At 65.8% G+C, this 25,441-nt stretch carries 24 protein-coding genes; 19 read left to right on the top strand and 5 right to left on the bottom strand.

Features of this window, described 5'->3' with window-relative positions; translation table 11 throughout:
* Positions 1 to 24 precede the first annotated feature (24 nt).
* Positions 25 to 798, bottom strand: coding sequence for an IclR family transcriptional regulator (locus tag DPM35_RS14900; RefSeq protein WP_112128035.1), 774 nt, complete (start codon positions 796 to 798; stop codon positions 25 to 27).
* Positions 799 to 964: 166 nt separating this feature from the next.
* Here DPM35_RS14900 and DPM35_RS14895 point away from each other — a divergent pair, with 166 nt between their 5' ends.
* The 3 genes from DPM35_RS14895 to DPM35_RS14885 are packed head-to-tail and all read left to right on the top strand — an operon-like array spanning position 965 to position 5,163.
* Positions 965 to 2,422 (top strand): APC family permease, encoded by a 1,458-nt coding sequence (locus tag DPM35_RS14895; protein WP_181592028.1) that lies wholly within the window; start codon positions 965 to 967, stop codon positions 2,420 to 2,422.
* A 54-nt stretch (positions 2,423 to 2,476) separates the two neighbouring features.
* A complete protein-coding gene (locus DPM35_RS14890; protein ID WP_112128033.1) occupies positions 2,477 to 3,670 on the top strand; it encodes a cytochrome P450 in 1,194 nt (397 codons plus the stop codon).
* Positions 3,671 to 3,672: 2 nt separating this feature from the next.
* On the top strand, positions 3,673 to 5,163 hold the full coding sequence (locus tag DPM35_RS14885; protein WP_112128032.1) for an aldehyde dehydrogenase: 1,491 nt from the start codon (positions 3,673 to 3,675) through the stop codon (positions 5,161 to 5,163).
* Between the two features lie 4 nt (positions 5,164 to 5,167).
* On the opposite strand, the gene DPM35_RS14880 is transcribed toward DPM35_RS14885, so the two are convergent.
* Together DPM35_RS14880 and DPM35_RS14875 are read right to left on the bottom strand one after the other, a co-directional pair.
* Positions 5,168 to 6,757, bottom strand: coding sequence for a GMC family oxidoreductase (locus DPM35_RS14880; protein ID WP_112128031.1), 1,590 nt, complete (start codon positions 6,755 to 6,757; stop codon positions 5,168 to 5,170).
* 4 nt (positions 6,758 to 6,761) lie between these two features.
* Positions 6,762 to 8,264, bottom strand: coding sequence for an aldehyde dehydrogenase family protein (locus tag DPM35_RS14875; protein WP_112128030.1), 1,503 nt, complete (start codon positions 8,262 to 8,264; stop codon positions 6,762 to 6,764).
* A gap of 206 nt (positions 8,265 to 8,470) precedes the next feature.
* Between DPM35_RS14875 and DPM35_RS14870 the strand changes: the two genes are divergently transcribed.
* The 10 genes from DPM35_RS14870 (at position 8,471) to DPM35_RS14825 (ending at position 16,915) form a co-directional block, all read left to right on the top strand.
* Complete coding sequence (locus tag DPM35_RS14870; RefSeq protein WP_146767956.1) at positions 8,471 to 9,367, top strand: hypothetical protein; 897 nt, start codon at positions 8,471 to 8,473, stop codon at positions 9,365 to 9,367.
* 38 nt (positions 9,368 to 9,405) lie between these two features.
* On the top strand, positions 9,406 to 9,993 hold the full coding sequence (locus tag DPM35_RS14865; protein WP_112128028.1) for a YceI family protein: 588 nt from the start codon (positions 9,406 to 9,408) through the stop codon (positions 9,991 to 9,993).
* Positions 9,994 to 10,175: 182 nt separating this feature from the next.
* Positions 10,176 to 10,964: an SDR family NAD(P)-dependent oxidoreductase gene (locus DPM35_RS14860; protein WP_112128027.1), complete on the top strand. Its 789-nt coding sequence runs from the start codon at positions 10,176 to 10,178 to the stop codon at positions 10,962 to 10,964.
* 13 nt (positions 10,965 to 10,977) lie between these two features.
* The gene (locus tag DPM35_RS14855) at positions 10,978 to 11,772 is read left to right on the top strand and encodes a MoaF C-terminal domain-containing protein (RefSeq protein WP_112128480.1); all 795 of its coding nucleotides are present in this window, start codon (positions 10,978 to 10,980) and stop codon (positions 11,770 to 11,772) included.
* Between the two features lie 17 nt (positions 11,773 to 11,789).
* On the top strand, positions 11,790 to 12,182 hold the full coding sequence (locus DPM35_RS14850) for a nuclear transport factor 2 family protein (protein WP_112128479.1): 393 nt from the start codon (positions 11,790 to 11,792) through the stop codon (positions 12,180 to 12,182).
* Between the two features lie 69 nt (positions 12,183 to 12,251).
* Positions 12,252 to 13,460 carry an amino acid ABC transporter substrate-binding protein gene (locus DPM35_RS14845; RefSeq protein WP_181592027.1) on the top strand — a complete coding sequence of 403 codons (1,209 nt, stop codon included), beginning with the start codon at positions 12,252 to 12,254 and terminating at the stop codon, positions 13,458 to 13,460.
* Positions 13,461 to 13,606: 146 nt separating this feature from the next.
* Positions 13,607 to 14,344 (top strand): ABC transporter ATP-binding protein, encoded by a 738-nt coding sequence (locus tag DPM35_RS14840; RefSeq protein ID WP_112128478.1) that lies wholly within the window; start codon positions 13,607 to 13,609, stop codon positions 14,342 to 14,344.
* On the top strand, positions 14,337 to 15,047 hold the full coding sequence (locus DPM35_RS14835; protein ID WP_112128477.1) for an ABC transporter ATP-binding protein: 711 nt from the start codon (positions 14,337 to 14,339) through the stop codon (positions 15,045 to 15,047). Before DPM35_RS14840 ends, DPM35_RS14835 begins: the two co-directional genes overlap by 8 nt.
* 3 nt (positions 15,048 to 15,050) lie before the next feature.
* Positions 15,051 to 15,944 carry a branched-chain amino acid ABC transporter permease gene (locus tag DPM35_RS14830; RefSeq protein ID WP_112128025.1) on the top strand — a complete coding sequence of 298 codons (894 nt, stop codon included), beginning with the start codon at positions 15,051 to 15,053 and terminating at the stop codon, positions 15,942 to 15,944.
* A gap of 5 nt (positions 15,945 to 15,949) precedes the next feature.
* The gene (locus DPM35_RS14825) at positions 15,950 to 16,915 is read left to right on the top strand and encodes a branched-chain amino acid ABC transporter permease (RefSeq protein ID WP_112128024.1); all 966 of its coding nucleotides are present in this window, start codon (positions 15,950 to 15,952) and stop codon (positions 16,913 to 16,915) included.
* A 102-nt stretch (positions 16,916 to 17,017) separates the two neighbouring features.
* On the opposite strand, the gene DPM35_RS14820 is transcribed toward DPM35_RS14825, so the two are convergent.
* Positions 17,018 to 17,908 carry a helix-turn-helix domain-containing protein gene (locus DPM35_RS14820; RefSeq protein ID WP_425373375.1) on the bottom strand — a complete coding sequence of 297 codons (891 nt, stop codon included), beginning with the start codon at positions 17,906 to 17,908 and terminating at the stop codon, positions 17,018 to 17,020.
* A gap of 284 nt (positions 17,909 to 18,192) precedes the next feature.
* Here DPM35_RS14820 and gloA2 point away from each other — a divergent pair, with 284 nt between their 5' ends.
* On the top strand, positions 18,193 to 18,669 hold the full coding sequence (gloA2, locus tag DPM35_RS14815; RefSeq protein WP_342633671.1) for an SMU1112c/YaeR family gloxylase I-like metalloprotein: 477 nt from the start codon (positions 18,193 to 18,195) through the stop codon (positions 18,667 to 18,669).
* Between the two features lie 63 nt (positions 18,670 to 18,732).
* On the opposite strand, the gene DPM35_RS14810 is transcribed toward gloA2, so the two are convergent.
* Positions 18,733 to 19,479 carry an IclR family transcriptional regulator gene (locus tag DPM35_RS14810; protein WP_112128021.1) on the bottom strand — a complete coding sequence of 249 codons (747 nt, stop codon included), beginning with the start codon at positions 19,477 to 19,479 and terminating at the stop codon, positions 18,733 to 18,735.
* A 158-nt stretch (positions 19,480 to 19,637) separates the two neighbouring features.
* Here DPM35_RS14810 and DPM35_RS14805 point away from each other — a divergent pair, with 158 nt between their 5' ends.
* The 5 genes from DPM35_RS14805 to DPM35_RS14785 all read left to right on the top strand — a co-directional run bounded on the left by DPM35_RS14805 (position 19,638) and on the right by DPM35_RS14785 (position 25,406).
* A complete protein-coding gene (locus DPM35_RS14805) occupies positions 19,638 to 21,032 on the top strand; it encodes a transaminase (protein ID WP_245431544.1) in 1,395 nt (464 codons plus the stop codon).
* A 3-nt stretch (positions 21,033 to 21,035) separates the two neighbouring features.
* The gene (locus DPM35_RS14800; protein WP_112128020.1) at positions 21,036 to 21,833 is read left to right on the top strand and encodes an SDR family oxidoreductase; all 798 of its coding nucleotides are present in this window, start codon (positions 21,036 to 21,038) and stop codon (positions 21,831 to 21,833) included.
* On the top strand, positions 21,830 to 22,603 hold the full coding sequence (locus DPM35_RS14795) for an SDR family NAD(P)-dependent oxidoreductase (protein WP_112128019.1): 774 nt from the start codon (positions 21,830 to 21,832) through the stop codon (positions 22,601 to 22,603). The genes DPM35_RS14800 and DPM35_RS14795 overlap by 4 nt, the downstream gene beginning before the upstream one ends.
* A 63-nt stretch (positions 22,604 to 22,666) precedes the next feature.
* Complete coding sequence (locus tag DPM35_RS14790; RefSeq protein WP_112128018.1) at positions 22,667 to 24,331, top strand: amidohydrolase; 1,665 nt, start codon at positions 22,667 to 22,669, stop codon at positions 24,329 to 24,331.
* Complete coding sequence (locus DPM35_RS14785; RefSeq protein ID WP_112128017.1) at positions 24,318 to 25,406, top strand: CobW family GTP-binding protein; 1,089 nt, start codon at positions 24,318 to 24,320, stop codon at positions 25,404 to 25,406. The genes DPM35_RS14790 and DPM35_RS14785 overlap by 14 nt, the downstream gene beginning before the upstream one ends.
* The last annotated feature ends 35 nt before the right edge of the window (positions 25,407 to 25,441 follow it).

Here is a 25,441-nt window from a genome sequence, read left to right as displayed (position 1 = left end):
AATCTCCTTGCAGTCTCTCGTTGGTTACGATGCCCGCTTCCGGCCGGGCTGATTATGACGCCCGAACAGCCGCCCGCCGATCTCGCGCGCCGCCGCGGCGACGCTCGCGCCATGGCGCTCGATGTCGCCCTTGTGGATGCGCACCCGAGGCGCGGCGATGGCGATCGTGCCGATGGCAAAACCATCGGCGCCGAGGATTGCGGAGGCCACGCTCAGCACGCCTTCCTCATAGCCTTGCGAGCCGGTCGAATGGCCGCGTGCGCGGGCCGCGGCGACATGCTCGACGAGTGTCTCCACCTTGTCGATCGTATGGGGCGTGAATGCCGGCAGCGGCCCGTCGAAAATGCCCTCGCGGACGCGCTCTTCGGCGAAGGCGAGGAATGCGATGCCGGAGGCCGTCGCATGCATCGGCAGCACATCGCCGAGCTGCACGCTGACACGGTTGGCCTTGGCCGATTCGACGACTTGAACGGTGATCAGGCCCCGCTTCGAATATTCCGAGAGATGCACGGTCTCGCCGGTTTCCGCCGCCAGCGCCTCGACCACCGGTGCCGCCATGCGCAGGAACGGAAACTGCGCCTCGCGCATCAGCGCCAGCCGCGCGATGCCGGCGCCCAGCCGGTAGAGACGCGTGGTCTCGTCCTGCTCCACAAGCTCATGCGCCATCAGGGAGACAAGCAGCCGGCGCGTCGTCGCCTTATCGAAGCCGGCAGTCTTGGCAAGGTCGGCAAGCGCCGTCTCGGGCGCGCCGCTGCCCAGCAGATCAAGCAGCGAAATGGCTTTGGCCACCGTGCTCATCTCTTGTCCGATCCTCCATCAGATACTTAACGTGCGAATTAACTTGACAGCAAGTCGATTCCTTTGCAAGTCTAATATCGAAATGCCGTTGCAAATAATGAAATGCACATCGGCCCTCTCAGAAGGCCCTCGGCATCTCAGGGACACTTGGTTTCCGCAGCGCGGAATGGAGGGAAAAATGACCACACTTGAAGCCGGTGAACTGAACCGGCTGAGGAAGAACAGCCTTGGCGTCGGCGCCATCACCTTCATGGTGATCTCCGCAGCCGCGCCGCTCACGGCTGTCGCCGGCGGCACGCCGCTCGGCATGCTGATGGGCAACGGCGCCGGCTTTGCCGGCACCTATCTGATCGTGACGCTGTTGCTGCTCCTGTTCGCGGTCGGCTATGTCGCAATGTCGCGCCACATCGGCAATGCGGGCGCCTTCTACGCCTATGCCGCGCGCGGCCTCGGCGGCTTGGCCGGCGGCGCCGTCGCGCTGATCGCGATCCTCTCCTACAACGCCATGCAGATCGGCGTCATGGGCCTGCTGGGCGCTGCGACCTCCGGTCTGTTCGCCGGCTGGGGCGTCAATCTGCCCTGGTGGGTGTGGAGCTTCATCGCCATCGCCATCGTCGCCGTGCTCGGCTACCGCCAGGTCGACCTGTCGGCCAAGATCCTGACGGTGCTGGTGCTCGCCGAATATGTCGTCGTGTTGATCCTCGACCTCACTATCCTCAAGACCGGCGGCGACAGCGGCCTGTCGGCCGCGCCCTTTAGCTGGAGCCAGATCACCAGTGGCGCGCCGGCCATCGCCATCCTGTTCTGTTTCGCCGCCTTCATCGGCTTCGAGGCGACGACGATCTATGCCGAGGAGGCGCGCGACCCGAAGGTCACCATTCCGCGCGCCACCTATTTCTCCGTCATCCTGATCGGCCTGTTCTACATGATCACTGCCTGGCTGATGGCGGTAGGCGCCGGCGTCGACAAGCTGTTGCCGTCGCTGCAGGCTCTCCAGGACCCGACCACCTTCCTGTTCGGTCTCTCCGACCGCTACGCCGGAACGCTGCTTACCCACGCCATGAGCATCCTCTTCGTCTCCAGCCTTTTCGCCGGCGTGCTGGCCTTCCACAACGCGGTCGCCCGCTACATCTACGTCGCCGGTCGCGAAAAGCTCCTGCCGCAGTCGATCGGCGTGACGCATTCGGCGCATCAGAGCCCGCATGTCGCTTCGGTGATTCAGACCGTGCTCGCGGCCGTCGTCGTCGGCCTGTTCGCGGTGCTCGGCCTCGACCCGGTGCTGGCGCTGTTCTCGTGGCTCACCAACGTCGCCACGCTCGGCGTCATCGTCATGATGGCGGTCGCTTCGCTCGCCGTCGTGATGTACTTCCGCGCCAATCCGTCCAATCAGGAAAACGGGCTGAAGACCACGATCCTGCCGGCGCTGACCTTCGTCGCCTTCGCCATCATCATCTACCTGATCGTCATCAATTTCGGCAGCCTGTCGGGCGCGGCTGGTTTCCTTGGCGTGTTCCTGCCGGCGCTGGTGCTGATCGCGGCCGTCGTCGGACTGTGGTTGGCCGGCGCATTGCGGGCGCGGGATCCGGCCGCCTTCGAAAGGCTCGGTCAGCCGCTGAAGGATTGACGGACAAAAGGGGCGGCGCTCGCGCCGCCTTCTTCACGCGACAGGAGCAGCGGTATGAGCTTTGCCGATGATATTACAGTCGAGGCATTGGAGGCCGACCCCTATCCGATCTACGCCGAACTCAGGCGCAGCGCCCCGGTCGCCTTCGTGCCCGCGGTCAATCTCTGGTTCGTCACCCGCTGGAAGGACGTCGAGCTGGTGGCGAAGTCGCCGGATATTTTCTCGGCAATCGTCAGAGCGGGCGTCTCGCCCGTCGAGCGCTCCTTCGGCAAGCCCACCATCCTCACCACCGACGGCGGGATCCATAAGGACCTGCGCCAGGGCGTCGATCCGAAATACCGGCCGCGCACCGTCGCCTCCTATGCCGGCGATCTCGTGCGCTCGATCGCCGAACCCTATCTCGACGAGATCGCCAGACGCGGCTCCGCCGAGCTGATGGCCGACTATTTCGAGCCGGTGTCGACGCTGAGCCTGGCGCGTTCGCTCGGCCTCACCGATATCGACATGCCGATCTTGCGCCGCTGGTTCTATGGTCTCGCCCAAGGCGCCATCAACTTCGAAAATGATCCGAAACGCCAGGAGATCGCCGACGCGATCGGCGCGGAGGTCAGCGAAGCGGTGATGCCTACTTTGGAGAAGCTCGTCCGCGAGCCCGACGGCTCCGCGCTTTCGCATATGCTGCATGACGGCATGCCGGAGGGCAAAACCCGCGCGATCGACTTCCTGATGCCGACCATCAAGGTCATCCTGCTTGGCGGCATGCAGGAGCCGGGACACGGCGCCGGTTCGATCCTCGTCGGCCTGCTCACCAATCCCGAACAGCTGCGCCAGGTGCTCGACGATCCGGAAACCTTCGTGCCCAGGGCCGTGGACGAGGGCCTGCGCTGGGTGGCGCCGATCGGCACCCAGACGCGCGAAACCACCCGCGCCGTGGAGATCGGCGGCGCGACCATCCCCGCCGGCGCGCCGGTCGCCGCCCTGGTCTCCTCGGCCAGTCGCGACGAAAGCCGCTTCAGCGACCCGGACCGCTTCGACATCCACCGCGACGAAGGCAATCACGCCGCCTTCGGCTTCGGCCATCACTTCTGTTCGGGCCGCTTCTTCGCGCGCGAGCAGATGTGCCTCGCGGTAAGATTGCTGCTGGAGCGGTTTCCGGACCTGCGGCTGGTGCGCGGCAGGGATCCGGTCTTCCGCGGCTGGGAATTCCGCGCGCCGGCGGCACTTCACGTAGAATTTGGAGCAAACTGAGAATGATCGACCAAGACACCATCGACACGCTGCGCAAGGCGGAGGTCGGCGCGCGGCGTCTGTTCATCGATGGAACCGCGGTGGATGCGCAGAGTGGCGGCAGTCTGCAGGTGATCTCTCCGATCGACGGCCGTCCCTTTGCCAGCATCGCCGACGGCGGCGTCGCCGATGTCGATCGCGCGGTGGCCTCGGCGCGCAAGGCGTTCGCGAAAGGCTCCTGGTCGCGCGCGGCGCCGGCCTTGCGCAAGAAGGTGCTGACGAAATTCGCCGAGCTGGTTGAAAAGCACGCGCTGGAACTGGCCGTGCTCGGCGTACGCGACAATGGCACCGAGATCGGCATGGCATACAAGGCCGAGCCGCTGTCGGCCGCCGGCACCATCCGCTACTATGCCGAGGCGATCGACAAGGTCTATGGCGAGATCGCGCCGACGGCCGACAATGTGTTGGGCCTCATCCATAAGGAACCGCTCGGCGTCGTCGGCGTCATCGTGCCTTGGAACTTCCCGCTGATGATCGGCGCCTGGAAGATCGCGCCGGCCTTGGCCGCCGGCAACGCCATCGTCGTCAAGCCGCCGGAGATCGCCTCGCTGACCTTGCTGCGGCTGGCCGAGCTCGCCGCCGAAGCCGGGTTGCCGGAAGGCGTCTTCAACGTCGTCACCGGGCGTGGCTCTGTCGCCGGCGAGGCGCTCGGCCTCCATATGGATGTCGATGCCATCGCCTTCACCGGCTCCGGTCCGGTCGGCCGGCGCCTGCTCGAATATTCCGCGCGCTCCAATCTGAAGCGCGTCTTCCTCGAGCTTGGCGGCAAGTCGCCCAACATCGTCTTTGCCGATGCGCCGGATTTGCAGCAGGCGGCGGTAGTGTCGGCCAATGGCATCTTCCGCAATTCCGGGCAGGTTTGCGTTGCCGGCTCGCGCCTGCTGGTCCAGGCCTCGGTCTACGACCGCTTCATGGACGAGCTGTTCAAGGCGACCACGAAGCTGAAGGTCGGCGACCCGCTCGATCTGTCGAGCGATGTCGGCGCGGTGTCGAGCGCCGAGCAATTGACCAAGAATCTCGGATTTGTCGCCAAGGCTTCGGAGGAGGGCGCCCGCCTCGTCACCGGCGGCCAACGCATCCTCACCGAGACTGGCGGAAGCTACATGGCGCCGACGATCTTCGAGAACGTGACCGAGACAATGCAGCTTGCCCGCGAGGAGGTGTTCGGGCCGGTGCTCGGGGTCATGCGCTTCGACACTGAGGAGGAAGCGGTGCGGCTTGCCAACGCCACCGTTTATGGCCTCGCCTCCGCCGTATGGACCTCGAACCTGTCGACCGCGCATCGCATGGTGCGCGCCATCAATGCCGGCGTCGTCCATGTCAACACTTATGGCGGCGCCGACATCACCGTGCCGCTCGGCGGCTTCAAGCAGTCCGGCTTCGGCCGCGACAAGTCACTCCACGCCATCGAGAAATACACCGATCTCAAGACGGCGTGGATCAGTCTCGGCTAACCCCTCAAGAGGTGCCCAGGATGAATTCGGCGCAACGGTCGCCGATCATGATCGCCGGCGCGTTGGTGTTGCCGCTGGTGAGGCGCGGCATGATTGAGGCGTCGGCGATACGCAGGCGTGGCACGCCGCGCACGCGAAGCCGCGGATCGACCACTGCCTGTTCGTCCGTTCCCATCCGGCAGGTGCCGCAGGGATGGTAGACCGTCTTGGCGTGACGGATGATGTGGTCGGTTATCGCCTCGTCGCCGAGCTTGTCCGCCTTGCCCGGTGCAAGCTCCTCGGAGACCGCTTCGCGCAGCGCCGGCTGGCGCACGATGGCGCGGGCAACCTTCATCCCTGCCAGCAACAGCGCAAGATCGTCGGCATGGGACAGGAAGCCGGTGGTGAAGCGGATCGGGTCGCTTGGCTTTCGCGAGCGCAGCCGCACCGAGCCGCGCGACTTCGGCCGCAGCACGCACGGGTTCAGTTCCATGCCGTGGCGTTCGACCGAGCCGTGCTCGGCGTTTTCGATCATCACCGGCAACACGTGGAACTGGACGTCGGGCCGGCCATCGCCATCGGTGTCGAAGAAGCCCCCGCTCTCGACCACGTTGGAGGCGAGCAGGCCGCGCCGGAACAGCAGATATTCGATGCCGTGCCGCAGCGCCTTGAAGCCGCGATCCTCGCCCAGCAGCGAGACCGGCTTGCGGGTCAGCGCGTAAAGCGGGGCGGCGACATGGTCCTGCAGGTCGCGGCCGACCGCCGGCATGTCGCGGATGACGGGGATGCCCATCTCCGCCAGATGCGCGGCAGGACCGAGGCCGGACAGCATCATCAGCTTCGGCGTGGCGAGCGCGCCGGCCGCGAGGATCACTTCCGCCTTCGCCGAGGCGCTGTGGCTCTGGCCGTCCGACGTCTGGTAGGACAGTCCGGTCGCGGCGCCATTCTCCAGCGTCAGCGCCGTCACCAGCGCATCGGTGACGACCGTGAGATTGGCACTGCCGGCGAGCGGCCTCAAGAACACCTTGGCTGCCGACTGCCTTTCGCCGTTTGCCGTCGTGGTCTGGTAAAAACCGACGCCTTCCTGCCGCTCGCCGTTGAAGTCGTCATTGAAGCGGTAGCCGGCCTGCTGCGCGGCGCGCACATAGGCGAGCGACAGCGGATGCCGGTAGCGCGGGTCGGAAACCGGCAGCGGTCCCTCGCTGCCGTGCCGTTCGCCGGCAAGCCGCTCGTTGCGTTCCAGGCGCTTGTAGACCGGCAGCACATCGTCCCAGCCCCAGCCCGGGCAGCCGAGATCGCGCCAGCCGTCATAGTCTTCCGGCTGACCCCTTATGTAGAGCATGGCGTTGATCGAGGAGCCACCGCCCAGCGTGCGCCCCTGCGGGATCGGCAGTGAGCGGCCGCCGACGCTGGGCTCCGGTTCCGACTGGTAGATCCAGCTGCGCGCCGTGCCGATCACCTTGGCGAAGGTGGCGGGCATGTCGATGAAGCGGGTGTTGTCGGCGGGTCCAGCCTCGACGACGAGCACGCGCTTGCCGGCCTGGACCAGCCGGCTCGCCACCGTGCAGCCCGCCGAGCCCGCGCCGGCGACGATGTAATCGTAGGTGTCCGTCATCGGATCAGGCGTAGCGCATGATGGCGGTCTTGGTTTCGAGATAGCCCTCGATCGCCGCGCGGCCATGCTCGCGGCCGATGCCGGATTGCTTGAAGCCGCCGAAGGGTGCCGCCGGGTCCAGCGTGTTGTGCGAGTTCACCCACACCGTGCCGGCCTTGAGCCCGTGGATCGCCATCATCGCCTTGCCCATGTCGCGGGTCCATATCGAGGCCGAAAGGCCGTAGCGCGTGTCGTTTGCGATGCGGATCGCCTCGTCGAGATCGGCGACCGGCATCGCCGCCACCACAGGCCCGAATACCTCCTCGCGCACGATCTCCATCTCCGGTTTCACATGGTGCAGGATGGTCGGCGCCACATAGTGACCGCTCGTTGGCACGGGGCGCGCGCCGCTCACGCGTTCGACACCCGCCGCCAGGCTGCGCTCGACGAAACCCTGCACGCTGTTGCGATGCTTGGCCGAGACCAGCGGATTGATCTGCGCCTCCGCGTCGCGGCCGGCGCCCATCGTCATGCCGTCGGCGATTTCGGCCAGCCGCGCCAGCGTGCGGTCGTAGATCGGCTTCTCGATCAGGAGCCGCGCCGCCGAGGTGCAGACCTGGCCCTGGTTGAAGAACATGCCGAGCCCGGCGAGCAGCGGCTCGATCCCGTCCTCCATGTCGGAAAGCAGGATCATCGGCGATTTGGAGCCGAGCTCCAGCGTGAAACGCGCCACCCGGTCGACCGCGGCGTGGCCGATCCGTTTTCCCACTTCGGTCGAGCCGGTGAAGGTCAGCTTGTCGATACCGGGATGGCGGATCAGCGCCTCGCCGGTCACAGTGCCGCTGCCGGTGACGATGTTGACGACGCCTGGCGGGAAGCCGGCAGCCTCGATCAGTTCGGCAAGCCTGAGCAGGCAGAGCGGGGTTTCCTGCGGCGGCTTGAGCACGATCGTGCAGCCGCAGGCGAGCGCCGGCGCGATCTTCCACATGCCGATCAGCAGCGGGAAATTCCACGGCACGATGGCACCGATGACGCCGACGGGCTCCATCACCGTCATCGCGTGATGCCTGGCGCCGGGTGGCACAGGTATAGAAACTTGGAAGGTCGAGCCTTCGATCTTGGTCGCCCAGCCGGCATAGTAGCGCAGCCAGTCGACGGCGCCGCCGGCGCTCAGCATGCGCGCGACGCTCAGCGACTTGCCGTTCTCGATGCTTTCGATCTCGGCCAGAAGGTCGGCATCGGCTTCGATCGCGTCGGCGAGCTTCAGCATCAGGTTCTGGCGGTCGACCGGCCGCATCGACGCCCATGGCCCTTCGAGCGCCGCGCGCGCCGCCCGCACCGCCTGGTCGACGAGTTCCGGGCCGCTCTCGGGCACATAAGCGACGATCTCGCCCGAGGCGGAATCGTCGACAGCCAGCCCGTCTCCGGCGAGCCCGTCGACGAAACGTCCGTTGATGAAGGGCCGATGCGGTCGCGAAAGGAACGCGGCGGCAGCCGCGCTGATCGGCGGCACGGTTCTCTCGTTCACGCCATCCTCCTCGAAATTGATGAATATTTTTCGAGAGGGTTATGGAGTGCGCCAACGCCCTTCAAGCCGGCGTGGCCGCGAGTGCGCTTTCAGTCAAAACAAAGTTCCCGCTCGGACAAGACGGCTCGCCCGAGGCCAATCAAGATTGAACAACGAGATCGGCCATACCTGGATGGTCTCAAACAGTCTTTTGGAGGCGGTGGCGGTTGAGCGCACTACTCGGCAATCCGATGGTCACCACGGCCGCGCTGCCGCTGCTGCTCGGCATCGCGCTTGCGCTCGCTGCGCGCTTTGTTTTGCCGGCGGCATCGCCGGTGCTGACACTGCTCTGGGCGGCGCTGCTCCTGTTCTTCTACTGGGACACGCTCGGGCCCCCGGGCATGCCGCCGGCCGCCGCCAGCCAGAAGCTGATCTATCTCGCCTTCGCCGGCATCGTCATCGGCCTGCTGCCGGAGCGGGTGTTGGGACGCGCAACGAGTCTTCTCGCCGTCATCGTTTTCGCGGCGGCCTTCCTGTGGCTCGGTTGGCGGCGGCTGGCCGGGGGCTCCCTCGATCTGCAACTGATCGCGGCGCTAGCCGTCGGCCTGCTGACGCTGATCGGGGCCGCGATGGTGGTCGCGCAGGAGGCTTCGCCATCGCCGTCGGCGGAAGAGCCGTTCCTCGCACCGGCGGCGGTTCTTGCGCTGTCGCTCGCCGGCGCCATCGTCTCGGTGCTCGGCGCCTCGATCGTCACCGGACAACTGCTAGGTTCGCTTGCCGCGTTGGTCGGCGGCTGGTGCCTCGTGCAGTATGTCGTGATGCTGCGCGGCGGCGCGGCCGCCGCATGGAGCAGGGGCGTCGAGTTCCTGCTGCTCTACGCCGCCGCGACGGTGCTGGTCCAGGTGGCGCTGCTCGCGCCCAAGGCCAATCCCGCCGCGCTCATCCTGTCGTCCCTGCCACTGCACGTCGTCGCGCTCGTGTGCGGCCCGTTGCAAAACCTGCTTCCCGGCGCACGGCCCCTGCGGCCGCTGGTCGCCGGCATCCTGATCGCCGTTCCGGCGATTCTGGCCATCGTGACGGCGATCGTCTGGGCGCCGCATGGGGCCGCCCTCGGCTTTTCCTGAGCCGGGTCCAACAAACAACCAACAACAGGGAGAAACATGTGAGGACGAGAAAACTGATCGCAGCGCTCGCTTTCGCCGGCGCATCCATACTGGTCGCGGCGGCTCATGCCGACAATTACGAGATCGACGGCCAGCACGCCTGGGTCACATTCACCATCAAGCATGGCATCTACGGCATCGCCCATGGCCAGTTCGACGGTGTCAAAGGCGCCATCGTCATGGATAAGGCGGATGTCAGCAAAAGCAGCGTCAAGGCCGAGCTCGACGTCGCCTCGATTCACACCGCTTTCGACCAACGCGACAGCGACCTGAAAGGCCCTGACTTCTTCAACGCCGCCGAGTTCCCGACGATCAGCTTCGAGAGCACCAAGGTCGAGAAGGTCGACGACAAGACCGGCAAGGTCACCGGCAATCTCACCATCAGCGGCGTCAGCAAGGAGGTTACGCTCGACGTCAAGCTGCTCAATGAAGCCCAGGCGCCGTGGGACGCGACGCTGACCAAAGCCGCTTTCAGCGCCACCGGCAAGGTCAGCACCGCCGATTTCCCGATGGCCAAGGCCGCCGACGGGTTTGGCCTTGGGCCCGAGGTCGAGATCGCCATCGACCTCGAGGCGGTCAAGAAGTAGGTCGCCGTAAGCCAAACGCATGATGCCGCGCGGCAAAGGTCGCGCGGCGCATAAGAGGAGCGCGGAAGTGCGCGCTCAGTCAAAACAAAGTTCCCGCTCGGACAAGACGGAAGGCATCTCCCGTCGCACACTCCAAACCAACGATCAGCAGCATTTGGGCGCGTGCCCATAAGGACCGCGGTATGAGATTTTCCGGCAAGACGGCCTTCATCACCGGTGGCGGCACCGGCATCGGCGCCGCTGTCGCCCGGCGCATGGCAGCAGAGGGCGCCAAAGTCGTGCTGATGGGGCGGCGGCGTGAGCCGCTCGAGGCCGTGACCAGGGATATTGGCGGGCTGGTCGTGCAGGGCGATGCCGCCGACGCCAAGGCGGTGCGCGCCGCGCTTGCCGAGGTTCACGACAAGATCGGCCCGGTCGATATCCTCGTCGCCAATGCCGGCGGCCACGGCGTCGGCCCGACGGTGACGATGAGCGACGAGACCTGGGCGCTGGCGACGCGCACCAATCTCGACACCGCTTTCGTCTGCGCCCGCGAATGCCTGCCCGATCTGATCGCGCAGAAGGGCAACATCGTCGTCCTCGCCTCGATCGCCGGCCTGTTCGCCGGACCGGCGGCGGCGGGCTACGTCACCATGAAGCATGCCTGCGTCGGCTTCGGCAAATCGCTGGCGCGAGATTACGGCCGCCAGGGCGTGCGCACCAACATCATCTGCCCCGGCTGGGTGGCGACGGCCATGGCCGACGAGCAGATGCAGGTGATTGTCGACAAGCACGGGCTGGGCTCTATCGAGGAAGCCTACAGGCTTGTCACCAAGGACGTACCGCTCGGCCGGCCGGCAACACCTGAGGAAGTTTCCAACGTCGTCTGCTTCGTCGCTTCAAGCGAGGCGGCGATGATGAATGGTTCGATCCTGACCGTCGATGGCGGCGCCACCGTGGTCGACCTGCCGACGCTCGCTTTTGTCGATTGATTTGGAGATGGCGATGAACGATCAGAACAGACCCGCCGACTGGAAGCATTTTGACGACTTCGCCGCCGGCATCGCCACCAACCGGCTGCCGGCGACAGATGCATTGCGCGGCCAGACCTTCAAGATCACGCTGAAGACCGGTCGCACCATCGATCTCGCCTTCACCGCGGCCGACACCGTGGCCTGGAGCGAAGACAGCGAGGCCGGCGCCGACTGGTACGAGGCTTTGGAAGTCGCGCCCGGCGTCTTCTTCATCAACATGACCTTCGCCGCCAGGCCGGCCGAGGACGAAGCCTTCATCGTCGACACCAGAACGCGGCGCGTTCTGTCGGTGCGCGAGCGGGTGCGCGAAGCCGGCGAGGCGCCGGGTGAGCCACGCGTGGCGCAGGTTTACTCCGCCGGCGTGCTGGGCGACCCGACCGTGCCGCCGACCGGCCGCGAGCCGGCGCCGACGCGCGACCTGATAGGCCTTACCGCGCACTACACCTACAGCCCCAACCACGTCTACGAGCACATCTATTTGAGCTCGCAGCGCTACGCCTGGCAGAACCTCGTCGGCGTCCAGCGCGGCCATGGCGACGTCGATCTCGCCACCACCTGGAAGTTCGCCGAGAACTTTTACGTCTTCGGCTTCCGCGAGTTCATCATCCCGGTCGCGTCGCTGTTCTTCTACAACTGGGACACCATGCGCTCGACCGGCAAATTCCTTGGCGTGACCAGCCAGGGCAAGGTCGAGAACAAGCCCGCCGGCGCCTTCATCGAGAAGAAATCCAGGGCCGTCTACGACCCGGGCCAGGAGCCCGTGTGAGCGTTGGGATCAGCATCATGAGCAACAAAAACTACGACGCCATCAAGGCCCACTATGCCGGCTCCGACGCCAAGGACCTGGCGGCGATGATGGCGCCGATCACCAAGAGCACCGCCTGGACCGAGATGGCCGGCTTTCCCTATGCCGGCACTTATGTCGGCCCCGACGCCGTCATATCGGGCGTCTTCAGGCGCATCGGCGAAGACTGGGACGGCTACACCTTCGCGCTGGAAAAACTGGTCGACGGCGGCAGCACGATCGTCGGCATCGGCACCTATTCGGGCACCTACAGGAAGACCGGCAAGCCGATGACGGCGCGTGTCGTCCATGTCTGGCAAATGCGCGACGGCAAGGCCGTGAGTTTCGAGCAGTTCACCGACACCAGGCTGGTTGCGGCCGCGATGGGCTGAGGCATCGGCACGAATGAATGCGGGCCTCGCCTTGGGAGGGTCGGCTCGATGAAACCTGGGAGGATGGAAATGGAAATCAGTCTGAAGGGAATGCTGGCCGGCCTGTTGCTGTCCTCGGCACTTGGGCTCGGCGGCACGCTCGTCGCCAACGCCGCCGGCGACGAGATCGTCATCGGCGCGCCGATCTCGCTTACCGGGCCGCTGGCCGGCGACGGCAAGGAGCAGAAATGGGCCTATGAGCAGGCCGTTGCCGACATCAACAAGGCCGGCGGCATCATGGTGAAAGCGGCCGGCAAGAAGCTGCCGGTAAGGCTGGTCGTCGCCGACGACGAGAGCTCAGAAGGCAAGGTCGCCTCGGCGCTCGAAAACCTGATCAAGGTGCAGAAGGTCGACGCGCTGCTCTCGACGCATTCCGGGCCGATGAACATCGCCGGCGCCATCGTCGCGGAAAAATACAAGAAGTTCTACATGATCACGACGGCTTTTCCCTTCGAGTGGCAGCCGCTGAAGCTCAAATACTCGGCGCTGTTCTTCTTCCATCCGGGACCCGGCGCCGAGGTGCCCTTCCAGATCTGGGACAAGCTGCCGGCGAATGAGAAGCCGAAGCATCCGGCGCTGGTCTCGGAAGACTCGCCCGACGGCAAGGGCTTCGGCGGCGCCTTCGAGGCGGCGGCCAAGAAATACGGCTACAGCTTCGCCGTCGACGATCCCTGGGCGATCGGAGCCACCGACTATTCGGCGCTGATCACCAAGCTCAAGGCTTCCGATGTCGACGCCATGCTGGTCTTCGGCTCGCCGGCCGACACTGTCACGCTTTTGCGGCAGATGAAGGAGCTCGGCTTCTCCGTGCCTTACCTGCATGGCTGGAAGGGCACCTGGACCGGCGAGTTCCACGAGGCGCTTGGACCGGACTCCGACTACATCCTGACCGATGGCTTCTGGTCGGCGAGCTACCCTTACAAGGGCGCGAAAGAACTCGGTGATCGCTACGAGGCCGAGTTCAAGAAGGACTCCGTCACCGTCGGCGCCTTCTATGCCAACGCGCAGGTACTGGCGCAGGCCATCGAGAAGGCAGGCAGCACCGATGCGGCGGCGATCCATGACGCGATTTTCGGCCAGGAGTTCAAGGACACAGTGGTCGGCGACCTCAAGTTCGACGAGACCGGCTTCGCCCTGATCCCGAGCGTTGCCACGCAGTGGTGGCAGGGCAAGCATCAGCTCATCTATCCGGACGGCAACTGGACCTACAAGCCGGCTCCGGCCTGGGACAAGCGCTGAATGAACAGATGCGGTGGAAGCGGCGGGCGCCTGATTGCGAAGCCAGGCGCCCGTTCGCTTCCCGCCCACCCATTCGGATCGCTTGGCAACAGGGCGGTTTGAGTGCCGAATCCTTGGCGCTTCCGCTGGAAGGAAACGAAAACACGATGCAGGCGGACGAAACCTTGCTGCGCCTCGAGGCGGTCAAGAAGCGCTTCGGTGGGCTTGTCGTCCTCAACAACATCGATATCGCCGTCGGCGCCAACGAGCTGATCGGTCTGATCGGGCCGAACGGCGCCGGCAAGTCGACGCTGTTCAACGTCATCACCGCCATCTACGCGCCGACTGAAGGGCGTGTGTCCTTCCGCGGCAAGGACATCACCGGCATCGCGCCGCACCGCATCTCGAGGCTCGGCATCGCCCGCACCTTCCAGCTGGTGCGCACCTTCCTCACCATGACCGCCTTCGAGAATGTCATGGTCGGCGCCGTCTACGGGGCAGGAGGCCGCGTCAAGCACGCAACCGAGGCGGCTACGGCCGCGCTGGAGCTAGTCGGCCTCAGCGCCAGGCGCGACATGCGCACCGCGCATATGACGCTGTCGGACCGCCGCATGCTGGAGATTGCGCGCGCCATCGCCTCCGATCCGGCGCTGCTGCTCCTCGACGAGCCGATGGCCGGCCTCAACCCGACCGAGATCCAGCGCATGGTCGACGTCATCCGCCGTGTGCGTGCCGACCGGGGCATCTCGATGCTGTGGGTCGAGCACAAGGTCGACGCCATCATGAAGGTATGCAGCAGAGTCGTCGTGCTCGACCACGGCGAGAAGATCGCAGACGGCACGCCGCGCGACGTCACGCAAAACCGCAAAGTCATCGAGGCCTATCTTGGCGAACCGGCTGCTTGAAATAAGCGATCTCGAAGTCGCCTATGGCGACGTCGGCGCGCTGTGGGGCGTGTCGCTCCATGTCGATCCCGGCACGATCGTCGCGCTGGTCGGCGCCAACGGCGCCGGCAAGACGACGCTGCTCCGCACCGTTTCCGGCCTGCTGAAGCCCAAGGCCGGCGACATCCGGCTGTCGGGCCAGTCGATCACAGGCAAGGCGCCGCAGGAGATCGCCCGCCTGGGCATCGCCCATGTGCCGGAAGGGCGCGGTCTGTTCCGCCAGATGACGGTGCTGGAAAATCTCGAGCTCGGCGCGTTCCAGCCCAAGGCCCGGCCGCGCACCAAGGAGCTGCTGGAGAAGGCCTACACGCTCTTCCCGCGCCTGAAGGAACGCGCGCACCAGAAGGCCGGTTCGCTCTCCGGCGGCGAGCAGCAGATGCTGGCGATCGCGCGGGCCACCATGTCGGAGCCGTCGCTGCTCATCCTCGACGAGCCGTCGCTGGGCCTCAGCCCACTCGTGGTGCAGCAGATGTTTGCGCTGATCCAGACCTTGCATGGCCAGGGCGTCACCATCCTTCTGGTCGAGCAGAACATCCATCAGGCTCTGAAGGTCGCCGACTACGCCTTCGTGTTGAAGACCGGCTCGCTCGCCATGCAAGGCACCGGCGCCGACCTCATCGCCGATCCCGAAATCCAGAAGGCCTATATGGGCGTGTTGGAGTAGAAAATGGTCAATCTCCCGCCACCCGAGATCCTGCTCCAGCTGTCGCTCAACGGCGCGCTCGGCGGCGCCATGTATGGCGTCGCCGCCGTGGGCCTGAGCCTCATCTTCGGCACCATGCGGCTGATCTTCCTTGCCCAGGGCGCGATGATCATCCTGGCCGCATATTTCGTGCGCGCGCTCTTCTACGGCCTCGGCATCGACCCGTTCCTGTCGCTGTTGATCGTCGTGCCGGTCGGGCTCGGCGTTGGCTGGCTGATCTATCAGGGCCTGTTCCGCAAGGCTGCCGCCGAGGAGGACCGCAACGTCTCGCTGCTCATCGCCGTCGGCCTGATGTTCCTGGTCCAGAACCTGATGACGGTGATCTGGGGCGGCAACACCGCCGGCGTGGTGACCAGCTATACGGCAAGCGGCATCGAGCTCTTCGGCGTGCGCACCTCCTTCACCCGCTCGATGGGTTTTTTGATCGCGCTCGCCGGAACCGGCCTGGTGATGCTGTTCCTGCGCAAGACGATTGTCGGCAAGGCGGTGCGCGCCGCCTCCGAAGACATGGACGCCGCGACTTTGATGGGCATCAGCCCGCACCGCGTCAACGCGATCGCCTTTGCCATCGGCATTTCGCTGGCTGGCGCGGCTGGCGTCGCGGTCGCAACCACCTTTCCGTTCAACCCCTTCGCCGGTTTCATCTTCAGCCTGAAGGCGCTGGTGGCGCTGGCGCTAGGTGGCATCGGCAACGTGACCGGCGCTCTGGCCGGCGGCATCCTGCTCGGCCTGATCGAGGCTTATGTCCAGTTCTTCATTTCTGGCGGCTGGACGAACGCCATCGCCTACGGCGTGTTCCTGGCGGTGCTGATGTTCAAACCGGAAGGCCTGTTCAGCCGTCCCTACAAGAAGGCTTGAGAACGATGAGCCGAGCCTCGCGATGGATCGCAATCGTCGTCGTGGCAGTGCTGGCGCTGCTGCCGTTCCTGCCCGGCGCCGTCGACGCCTACTATTTCTCCTTCCTGTTCTTCGTCTCCCTCTACGCCGTCATGGCGCAGAGTTGGAACCTCGTCGCCGGCTATGGCGGCCAGATCAGCCTCGGCAGCCATGCCTTCTTCGGCCTCGGCGCCTACACCACCGCGATCCTGTGGAGCGGCAACCATCTCTGGGGCTCGCTCTATGACAGCCATCCGAACATCTACTATTTCGACCCGGTGACAATGCTGCTGGGGGGCTTCGTCGCGGCACTCGCGGCGGTCCTTATCGGCTTGCCGCTGCTGTCGAAACTCCATGGCGATTATTTCGCGCTCGGCACGCTCGGCTTCGGCGAGATCGTCAAGGTGATCTTCGTCAATGGCGGCGACTTCACCGGCGGCGCCTTCGGCATCGTCGCCCCGGCGAGCAGCTTCGACACGCTGCGCCCGCATTACTGGGTCGGCCTCGGCCTGATGGTCGCCACCGCCTTGGCCATCCACGCGCTGATGCGCTCGCGCTACGGCCTTGCCCTGATCGCCGTGCGCGACGACGAGATGGCGGCGTCCGCCAACGGCATCGACACGCTCAAGGTCAAGGTCGCCGCCTTCGCCGGCAGCGCCTTCATCGCCGGCGTCGCCGGCAGCCTCTACACCTTCTACATCTTCCATGTCGGACCGGACTCGGTGTTCGACCTCGACTGGATGCTCTTGCCGCTGATGATGACGGTGGTCGGCGGCACCGGCACGCTGCTCGGCCCGATCCTCGGCGCGCTGGTGATGTACGCCGTGTTCGATCTCGCCCGCATCGTCGTGCCCGACTACCATCCGGTGATCTCGGGGCTGACGATCATCCTGGCGATGCTGTTCCTGCCGAAGGGGCTGATGCGCGTGGGGAAAAGGCTGAAGACCGCCTAGGTACCCCCAGTGAGGCCTGGGGTCCAACGCAGACCCCATTCCTGTCCCACTCTTGCAACGCGTATTAGGGCGCCTCCTGTAAAACGCGATGCGTTCCGCCCCCTAATGCACCACCAGCCTCACCCGCTCCCTCAGCTCCCGTGGCGACACGTCATACTTGCTCTTGAACGCACGCGAGAAATGCGCGCTCGAATTGAAGCCGCAGGCAAAGGCGATTTCGGAGATCGATACCGAGGCGCGGGCAGGGGAGAGAAGTTCCTCCTTGCTGCGCTCCAGCCGCCTGTCCCAGACGAAGCGTTCCAGCGTCATGCCTTCGCCCTCGAAGGCGCGGTGCAGGTAGCGCCGGGAGCAGCCCATGTGGTGAGCGATGTCCTCGGCCGAGAGGCTGCTGCGGGCCAGATTGGCGTCGATATAGGCGACAATCCTTTCACGGAGTGCTTCCAGCGGCGAGCGGCGGAATTCCGGCGCCATGGGCTTTGCCTGGATCAGGCCGTTGACGAGCTGGATCAGGCTTTCGCCGACGCGGCGGCAACTGGCCTCGTCGAGCTTGTGCGCTTCTCCGATAGCCATCTGCATCAGCCCGGACACGATATGGGTCAGGCTGTCGCCCTCGCCGGGCAGCGGCACCGGCGCCGAAAGACGGGCCAGCGTCTCGTCGCCGAATGTCGAGCGCGGCACCTGCAGGATCAGTTGGTCGACGTCGGACAGGTTCTGCAGCGAATAAGCCCGCACCGGATCGTAGATGATCGCCGCGCGCGGGCCGAGGTCGACGGCGACCTGCTGCTGCTCGAAGCGGCTGCGGCCCTTGAGTTGCATCAGGATCTTGATCGCGTCAGGATCGAAGCTGCGCCAGAAGGCGCGGTCGTTGACGACCAGATGCGATTTCGCCCTGATCTCGGAGAGCCGGCAGGAGCCCAGATTGACCGACACCAGCTTCGGCAGCGACGGCGCCTCGCCGCGCGCGAAGCGCTGCGTGATCGGGCCGAACAGCATCCGCGAGGCGGACAGGAAAGCCTCGCCGTCGGCGACGCTCACATGGTGGCCGGGCATAGTCTCCTCCATCAGTTTCGTCCCGTCTTTTCGTGGCCCTTTTTCGTGGCCCTCTTTTCGCGGGATTGAGACGCAACGGCAGCGCCGATGCAACCAATAAGTTAACATGCTAAGCATCTTCGTCGCAACGGCAGAAATTCATTCACGCCCGTTGACGAAGGAAGCGCTCAGCGCAGCCGAGAAGGTCCTAGCAAGGCCGGGACTCGGCACGTTTCTCTGGCCGCTCGATGCCGGTGTCGGTACCTGGTTGCGTCAAAGGCGTGCTCGATGCGAGTCTGCTGCGTCGCCCTTATCGAAGCTCACGTGAGGCCCGTTTGATGCTCCTGGCTGTCCATCATGTTGCAATCATCTGCAGTGACTATGAGGCGTCGAAGCAGTTCTACATCAACAAGCTCGGTTTCGCCGTTCTCGCCGAAAACTGGCGCCCGGAGAGGCAGTCCTGGAAATGCGATTTGCGTCATGGCCCCATCCAGATCGAGTTATTCAGTTTCCCGGATCCGCCAAGCCGGCCCAGCAGGCCCGAGGCCTGCGGGCTAAGACATATTGCATTCGTGGTCGCCTCGGCCGAGGCAACTGCCGAGCTGCTTCGCTCGCAAGGCGTTGAGGTGGAGCCCATCAGAACAGATCCCTACACGGGACGATTGTTCACTTTCATAGCCGATCCCGATGGACTTCCGATCGAACTCTACCAGGACGGTGTTTGACGGCGAGGAACGAGAACGTCTGGCGCCGGCAGCACCGAACGATCCCAGCCGGCGGAGACGAACTTATGCCTCGCCGGTCAGCCGCGCCGAGATCAGCCGCGCCGCCCTGGTCGCCGCCTCGCCCTGGCTGGCCGCCAGCTGGTCGTCGACACGCGAGACGGGGGAGGCGATCGACAGCGTGCCGACCGGCTGGCCGTCGGCACCGAGGATCGCGGCACCTATGCTGTGCACGCCTTCCTCATAGCCCTGCGAACTGCGCGAATAGCCGCTTGCGGCCGCGAACGCGATGGCTTTGGCCAGCGTGTCCCGCTCTGTCATCGTATGCGCGGTGAAGGCCTGCAAAGGCTTCTCCAGATAGGCGCTGGCCACCTCCAGGCGCGAGGCGGCAAGGAAGGCGATGCCCGAGGCCGTGCCATGCAGCGGCAGCACCTGGCCGACATCGACATTGACGCGGTTAGCCTTCGCCGAAAGCTCGACATGGACGGTGAGCAATGCGCCGGCGCTGAACTCCGACAGATGTACGGTCTCGCCGGTTTCTTGCGACAGCTCGCGGACGACTGGCGCGGCCAGCCGCACGAAGGGGAAATGCGCGTCGCGGATGCGCGCCAGCCGGGACAGGCCGGCGCCCAGCCGGTAGCGGCGGCTGCGCGGTTCCTGCTCGATCAGCCGGTGCGCGGCAAGCGCCATCAGAAGCCGCCTGGCCGTGGCCTTGTCGAGACCAGCGCGCCGGGCGAGATCGGAGAGGCCGATCTCCGGTTCGTGCAGCGTGAACAGCTCCAGCAGCGACACCGCCTTGCCCACCGTGCTCATCACTCATTCTCCGAGATACTTCGCATGTGAATTAACTTGACAGGAGCCCTTCCTGCCGTCAGTGTGTCTATAACATACAAAACACTGGTTCAAATAGTGAACCGACTTGGGAACAATTAGCGCTCCGGAATTCGGCGCGCCAGGGAGAGTTCAGCGCTGTGACGGCCGCCAGCAAGACCGCTTTGCAACCAGCAACGATCGAAAAACTGCTCGACCGCGAGCAGGCGCGGTTCCTCGCCACGCATCCGCGCTCGGCGGCGGCATGGGAGGAAGGCAAAAAGCACTTCCTTTATGGCGGGCCGTCGCACTGGATGCGCCGCTGGGCCGGCGGCTTCCCGGTCTATGCCGCTTCGGCGCGCGGCGCGCATATCCACGATATCGACGGCCACGACTATGTCGACTTCGCGCTGGGCGACACCGGCGGCATGTGCGGCCACGCGCCCGAGGCGGTGACGCGCGCCGCTCTTCACCAATTGCAGAACGGCACCACCATGATGCTGCCCACCGAGGACAGCCTCTGGGTCGGCGCCGAGCTCACGCGCCGCTTCGGCTTGCCCTACTGGACGCTGACCACCTCGGCCACCGACGCCAATCGCGGCGCCATCCGCATCGCGCGCATGATCACCGGCCGGCCCAAGGTACTGGTCTTCTCCGGCTGCTATCACGGCGGCGTCGAAGAGGCGCATGTCGAGATCCGCGACGGCAGGATCGGCATGCGCAACATGATCCACCCGAACGGTGTCGACCATTCCGCCGTATCCCGGGTGGTTGAATTCAATGACATCGCGGCGCTCGAGGAAGCGCTATCGCATGGCGACGTCGCCTGCGTGCTGACTGAACCGCTGATGACCAATTTCGGCATGATCCCGGTCGCCGACGGTTTCCATACGGCGCTGCGTGAGATCACCCGCCGCACCGGCACGGTTCTGATCATCGATGAGACGCACACCATCTCCAGCGGTCCGGGCGGCTACACCGCGCTGCACGGGCTGGAGCCGGACATGCTGGTCGCCGGCAAGGCGATCGCCGGCGGCATTCCGGCCGGAATCTTCGGCGTCTCGCGGGAAATCGCCGAGCGGCTTTGGAAGATCGTGCCGATGGTCAATCCGCGCGTGCGCCAGTCGGCGCATCTCGGCATCGGCGGCACGCTGGCCGGCAACGCGCTCACAATCGCCACCATGCGCGCCGTTCTGGAAGAGGTGCTGACGCCCGCTAATTTCGAGCGGATGATCGCCAACGCAACGCGCCTTGCCGAAGCAGCGTGGGACGTCATCCGCGCCAACGGTTTGCCCTGGCATGTTACGCAGGTCGGCGCCCGCGCCGAGATCATGTTCATGCCGAAGCCGCCGCGCAACGGCGCCGACGTCATTGCCGGCCGGCGCGGCGATCTGGAGACGCTGCTGCATGCCTTCTACATGAACGAAGGCATATTGGTGACGCCCTTCCACACCATGTTCCTGATGTGCCCGGCGACGTCGCCTGTCGATGTCGATCGCCATACGGAGGTCTTTGGCCGTTTCGTCGATCTCGTTCGCTGCGCGGGCGTCGTCTGAGCCATGGCGAACCCGTTCGACCTCACGGGCAGGGTGGCGCTGGTGACCGGCGGCGGGCGCGGCATCGGTGCCGCCATCGTCACGCGCTTTGCCGAGGCCGGCGCTTCGGTCGTCGTCGCCAATCGAACGCTCGATGTCGCCGAGGCGCTTGCCGCGGAGCTCTCCGCGCACGGCCTCTCCGCCCGTGCCGTTGCGCTTGCCGGCCTGGATCGCACGGCGCTGCACGCCTTGGTCGGCGATGTTGCGCGCAAATCCGGCCGGCTCGACATCGTCGTCCACAATGCGGGCGGCTGTCCCTGGGCCGCGGTCGAGGAACTCGACGAGGACAAGCTGGAAGAGGCGCTTGCGGTGAACCTCAAAGCTTGCTTCTGGCTGGCGCAGGCGGCCCTCCCGGCGATGCGCGCCAATGGCTATGGCCGCATCCTCGTCACCTCGTCCGTCTCGGCGCGGGTCGCCATGGCCGGCGGCGCGCACTATTCGGCGGCGAAGGCCGGCGTCAACGCCTTCATCCGGGGTGCGGCCTTCGAGTTCGCGCGCCACGGCGTCACCGTCAACGGCGTCGAGCCCGGCTTCATCGCCAAGCCGGGCAGGGGCACGATGAGCAAGCCGGAGGTGGCGGACAGGCTCGGGCAGTTCATCCCCATGGGCAGGCTCGGCGAGGCAGACGACATCGCCTATGCCATGCTCTACCTCGCCTCGGAACAGGCGAAATACACCACTGGCCAGACCATCGTCGTCGATGGTGGCTCGACCCTGCCCGAGACCGGCTACGCCGTCGAACGGCATTGGGGGCTCGCATGAGCCGCCGCCTCGAAGGCCGTACGGCCCTGGTCACGGGTGCCGCCACCGGCATGGGTCGCGCCACCGCCGAATTGTTCGGCCGCCACGGCGCCAAGGTTATCGCCTTCGGGCATGGCGGGGACGTGCTGGATGAAGCGGCCAGGGCCAGCGGCGGCATCGCCGTGCGCGGCGACATCACCGATGCCGGCGACATCGCCCGCGCCATCGAAGCCAGCGGCGGCCGCCTCGACATCGTCGTCAACGCTGCCGGCGTCATGATCCTCGACGAGCCGGAGACGCTGAGCGACGAGACCTGGGCCAAGAGCTTTGCCGTCAACGTCACCGGCTCGATGATGGTCTGCCGCGCGGCGCTGCCGCTGCTCAAGGCGCGCGGCGGCGCGATCGTCAATATCGCCTCGGTCGGCGCCTTCAATGCCAGCGGCCAGAACGCCGCCTATTCGGCGAGCAAGGCAGCACTCGTCTCCTACACCCGCTCGCTCGCCTTCGCGCATGGCGTCGACGGCATCCGCGCCAATGCGGTGGCGCCCGGCTGGGTACGCACGCCGATGAGCGTCTATGAGATGAAGGTGGCGGCGAGCGCCAACGGCTCGACGCCCGAAGAAGAATTCACGGCGCTGACCAATCGCATCGCGCTGCGCCGCGTCGCCGAGCCGCAAGAGATCGCCTCCTGCTGCCTGTTCCTCGCGTCCGACGAAGCGTCCTTCGTCACCGGCGCGGTGCTGGTGGCGGATGGCGGCGGCCGCGCGCCGACACAGAACAGGGCGGTATGACTTGAAGTTAGTCCGTTCGGCCGGCGCGAGGGCGCTGGTCGAAGGAGATGAGGAGGAGAGAGAATGCCCGACAGAAGTGCCGACCTGGTCTTCACCAATGGCCGCATCTACACGCTCGACCGCAAGCGGCCCTGGGCATCGGCTGTCGCCGTCAAGGGCGGCCGCATCGTCGCGGTCGGCGAAGGCGTTGATGTCGCCGCGCTGACGGGCGCTGCTACCCGCGTCGTCGACCTCAAGGGCGCGATGATGATGCCGGGCATCGTCGACGTGCATGCGCATCTGATGATGGGCGGCCAGGCCGAACTTTTCGAACTGCGCTTTCCGCCGACCGCAAGCTTCGAGACGCTGATCGCGCGCGTCGGCGAGGCGGCGGCCAAGACGCCGGGAGGCTCCTGGATCATCGGCGGCCAATGGGGCAGCGATCTCTTGCCGAAGCTCAATCAGCTGGAAGCGCTGGCGGCGCTCGACCGCGTCAGCCAGGGCCGGCCGGTGATGCTGCGCGACGACACCTATCACAACCGCTGGGTCAATTCGCAGGCGCTCGCGCTCGCCGGCCTGTCGGCTTCTTCGCCCGACCCGGAGAAGGGCTCCATCGGCCGCGACCCGGCGACCGGCGCGCTGACCGGCATGATGATCGAATCCGCCGCCGGCATCGTCGAGCGCACCATCGCGCAATCCGGCCATTACACGCAGGAGATGGACCGTGCCGCGATGGCGCGCTCGATCGCGACGCTCAATTCCTACGGCGTCACCGCCTTCCTCGACGCCGCCGCCATGCAGCCGATCCTCGCGGCGCTGAAAGGCCTCGACGACCGGGGCGAACTCACGGCATGGTCGGTCTCGGCCATGCCCGCCGTCGAGCCGTCCTTCATGTTCGGCATTGCCGGCGACGAGCTGATCGCGCTGCGCGAGCAATATCGCGGCGTCCACGCCAAGCCGGATTTCGTGAAAATCTTCCTCGACGGCGTGCCCGGCGCCCGTACTGCCGCCTTCCACGAACCCTACACCAAGGACCCGGTGCTCGGCTGCTGCTTCCGCGGCTCGACCATCGTCACCGTGCCGGAGCTGATCCGCTGGGTCGGCAAATGCGAGAAGCTCGGCCTCGGCGTGAAGATCCATTGCGCCGGCGATGCCGCGGTCAGCCAGGCGCTCGACGCCATCGATGTCGTGCGCTCCTTCAACGGCCCGACGAAGCTGAAGCACCACATCGCGCATGCGAGCTATATCGCACCGGACGATATCGCCCGCTTCGCCGAACTCGGCGTCGTCGCCGACCTTTCGCCTTTCCTTTGGTATCCGACGAGCTTCCTCGAAGGCCACAAGCAGACGATGGGTGAGGCGCGCGCGCTGCGCTTCTGGCCGAACAAGGACCTGCTTGCGGCCGGCGCGCTGCTGGCCGGCGGCTCCGACTGGCCGGTGATGCCGAATCCCGATCCGTGGGACGGCATCGAAGGCCTGGTGACGCGCCGCAACCCGAGCGGCGAGTTTCCGGGCGCGTCGCTTTGGCCGGAGCAGGCGATCGATGTCGCCACGGCGCTCGAGATCTTCACCATCAATTCGGCTCGCGCCATCGGCCTTGCCGACACCGTCGGCTCGATCGAGATCGGCAAATCGGCCGACCTCATCGTGCTCGACCGCAACGTGCTGGAAACGCCGGCCGAGGACCTCGCCGACACAAAAGTGCTGACGACATATTTCGAGGGGAGGGCGGTCTATGAGCGCGCCTGATCGCGCAAGCGATGCGAGGATCCCGGTGACGGTGCTCACCGGCTTCCTGGGCAGCGGCAAGACGACGGTGCTCAACCGCCTGCTGCGCAATCGATCGCTGGCAGGCGCCGCCGTCATCGTCAACGAGTTCGGCGCCGTCGGGCTCGATCATCTGCTGATCGAGGCCAGCGAAGAACAGTTCACGCTCCTCGACAATGGCTGTGTCTGCTGCACGGTGCGCGGCGATCTGGTCATGACGCTGAAGGAGCTCGATCGTAAGAGCCAGGCCGGCGAAACGCCGCCGCTTTCTCGGGTGATCATCGAAACGACCGGCCTCGCCGATCCGGCGCCGATCCTGCACACGCTGATGGCCGAAGCCGAGCTCATGGCTCGCTTTCGCATCGGCGGTGTCGTCACCACTGTCGATGCGGTGAATGGCGCGGCCACACTTCATCGTCACCCGGAAGCCGCCAAGCAGGTCGCCGTCGCCGACCGGCTGCTGGTCACCAAGACCGATCTGGTTTCCGACAATGCGTTCCGCGATCTTCGGCATCGGCTTGAGCATCTGGCGCCAGCCGTCGAGCAAACCGTTGCCCGTAATGGCGAAGTCGAACTCGATCTGCTGGCGAGCCTGCCGGCTGATGCTGCGGCGGACGTTGCCCGCATCGCCATGCGGGTCGAAGCGGCTGGTCACCACGACCATGACTGCGGACCGGATTGCCACCATGGTCACGATCATCATCGCGACGCCCATCACGGCATCCGGTCTTTCAGCTTCATCATCGACAAGCCGGTCGAGTGGGGCGCCTTCGCCCGCTGGCTCGATTACGTCGCGGCGCTGAAGGGCGAGGACCTGCTGCGCTTCAAGGGCATCGTGCGCACAACGGACGATCCCGAGCGGCCGCTGGTGCTCCATGGCGTCCAGCACGTCTTCCATCCGCCGGCGCGGCTCGAGAGCTGGCCCTCGGCGGATCGCCGCAGCCGGCTGGTGTTCATCGTCCGCAACATTGAGCGCGAGGCCATTGCCCGCACGCTGGTGAAGTTCGCGGCGATCGACGCCGCCAGCATCGCCACGCCGGCGCTGGCCGCCGCCTGAAACCGGACAACGCATGACAAAAATGGGAGAATGAA

The organism is Mesorhizobium atlanticum (genome assembly GCF_003289965.1).
Classification (GTDB): domain Bacteria; phylum Pseudomonadota; class Alphaproteobacteria; order Rhizobiales; family Rhizobiaceae; genus Mesorhizobium; species Mesorhizobium atlanticum.
This window is presented reverse-complemented; position numbering and strand designations above follow the sequence as displayed.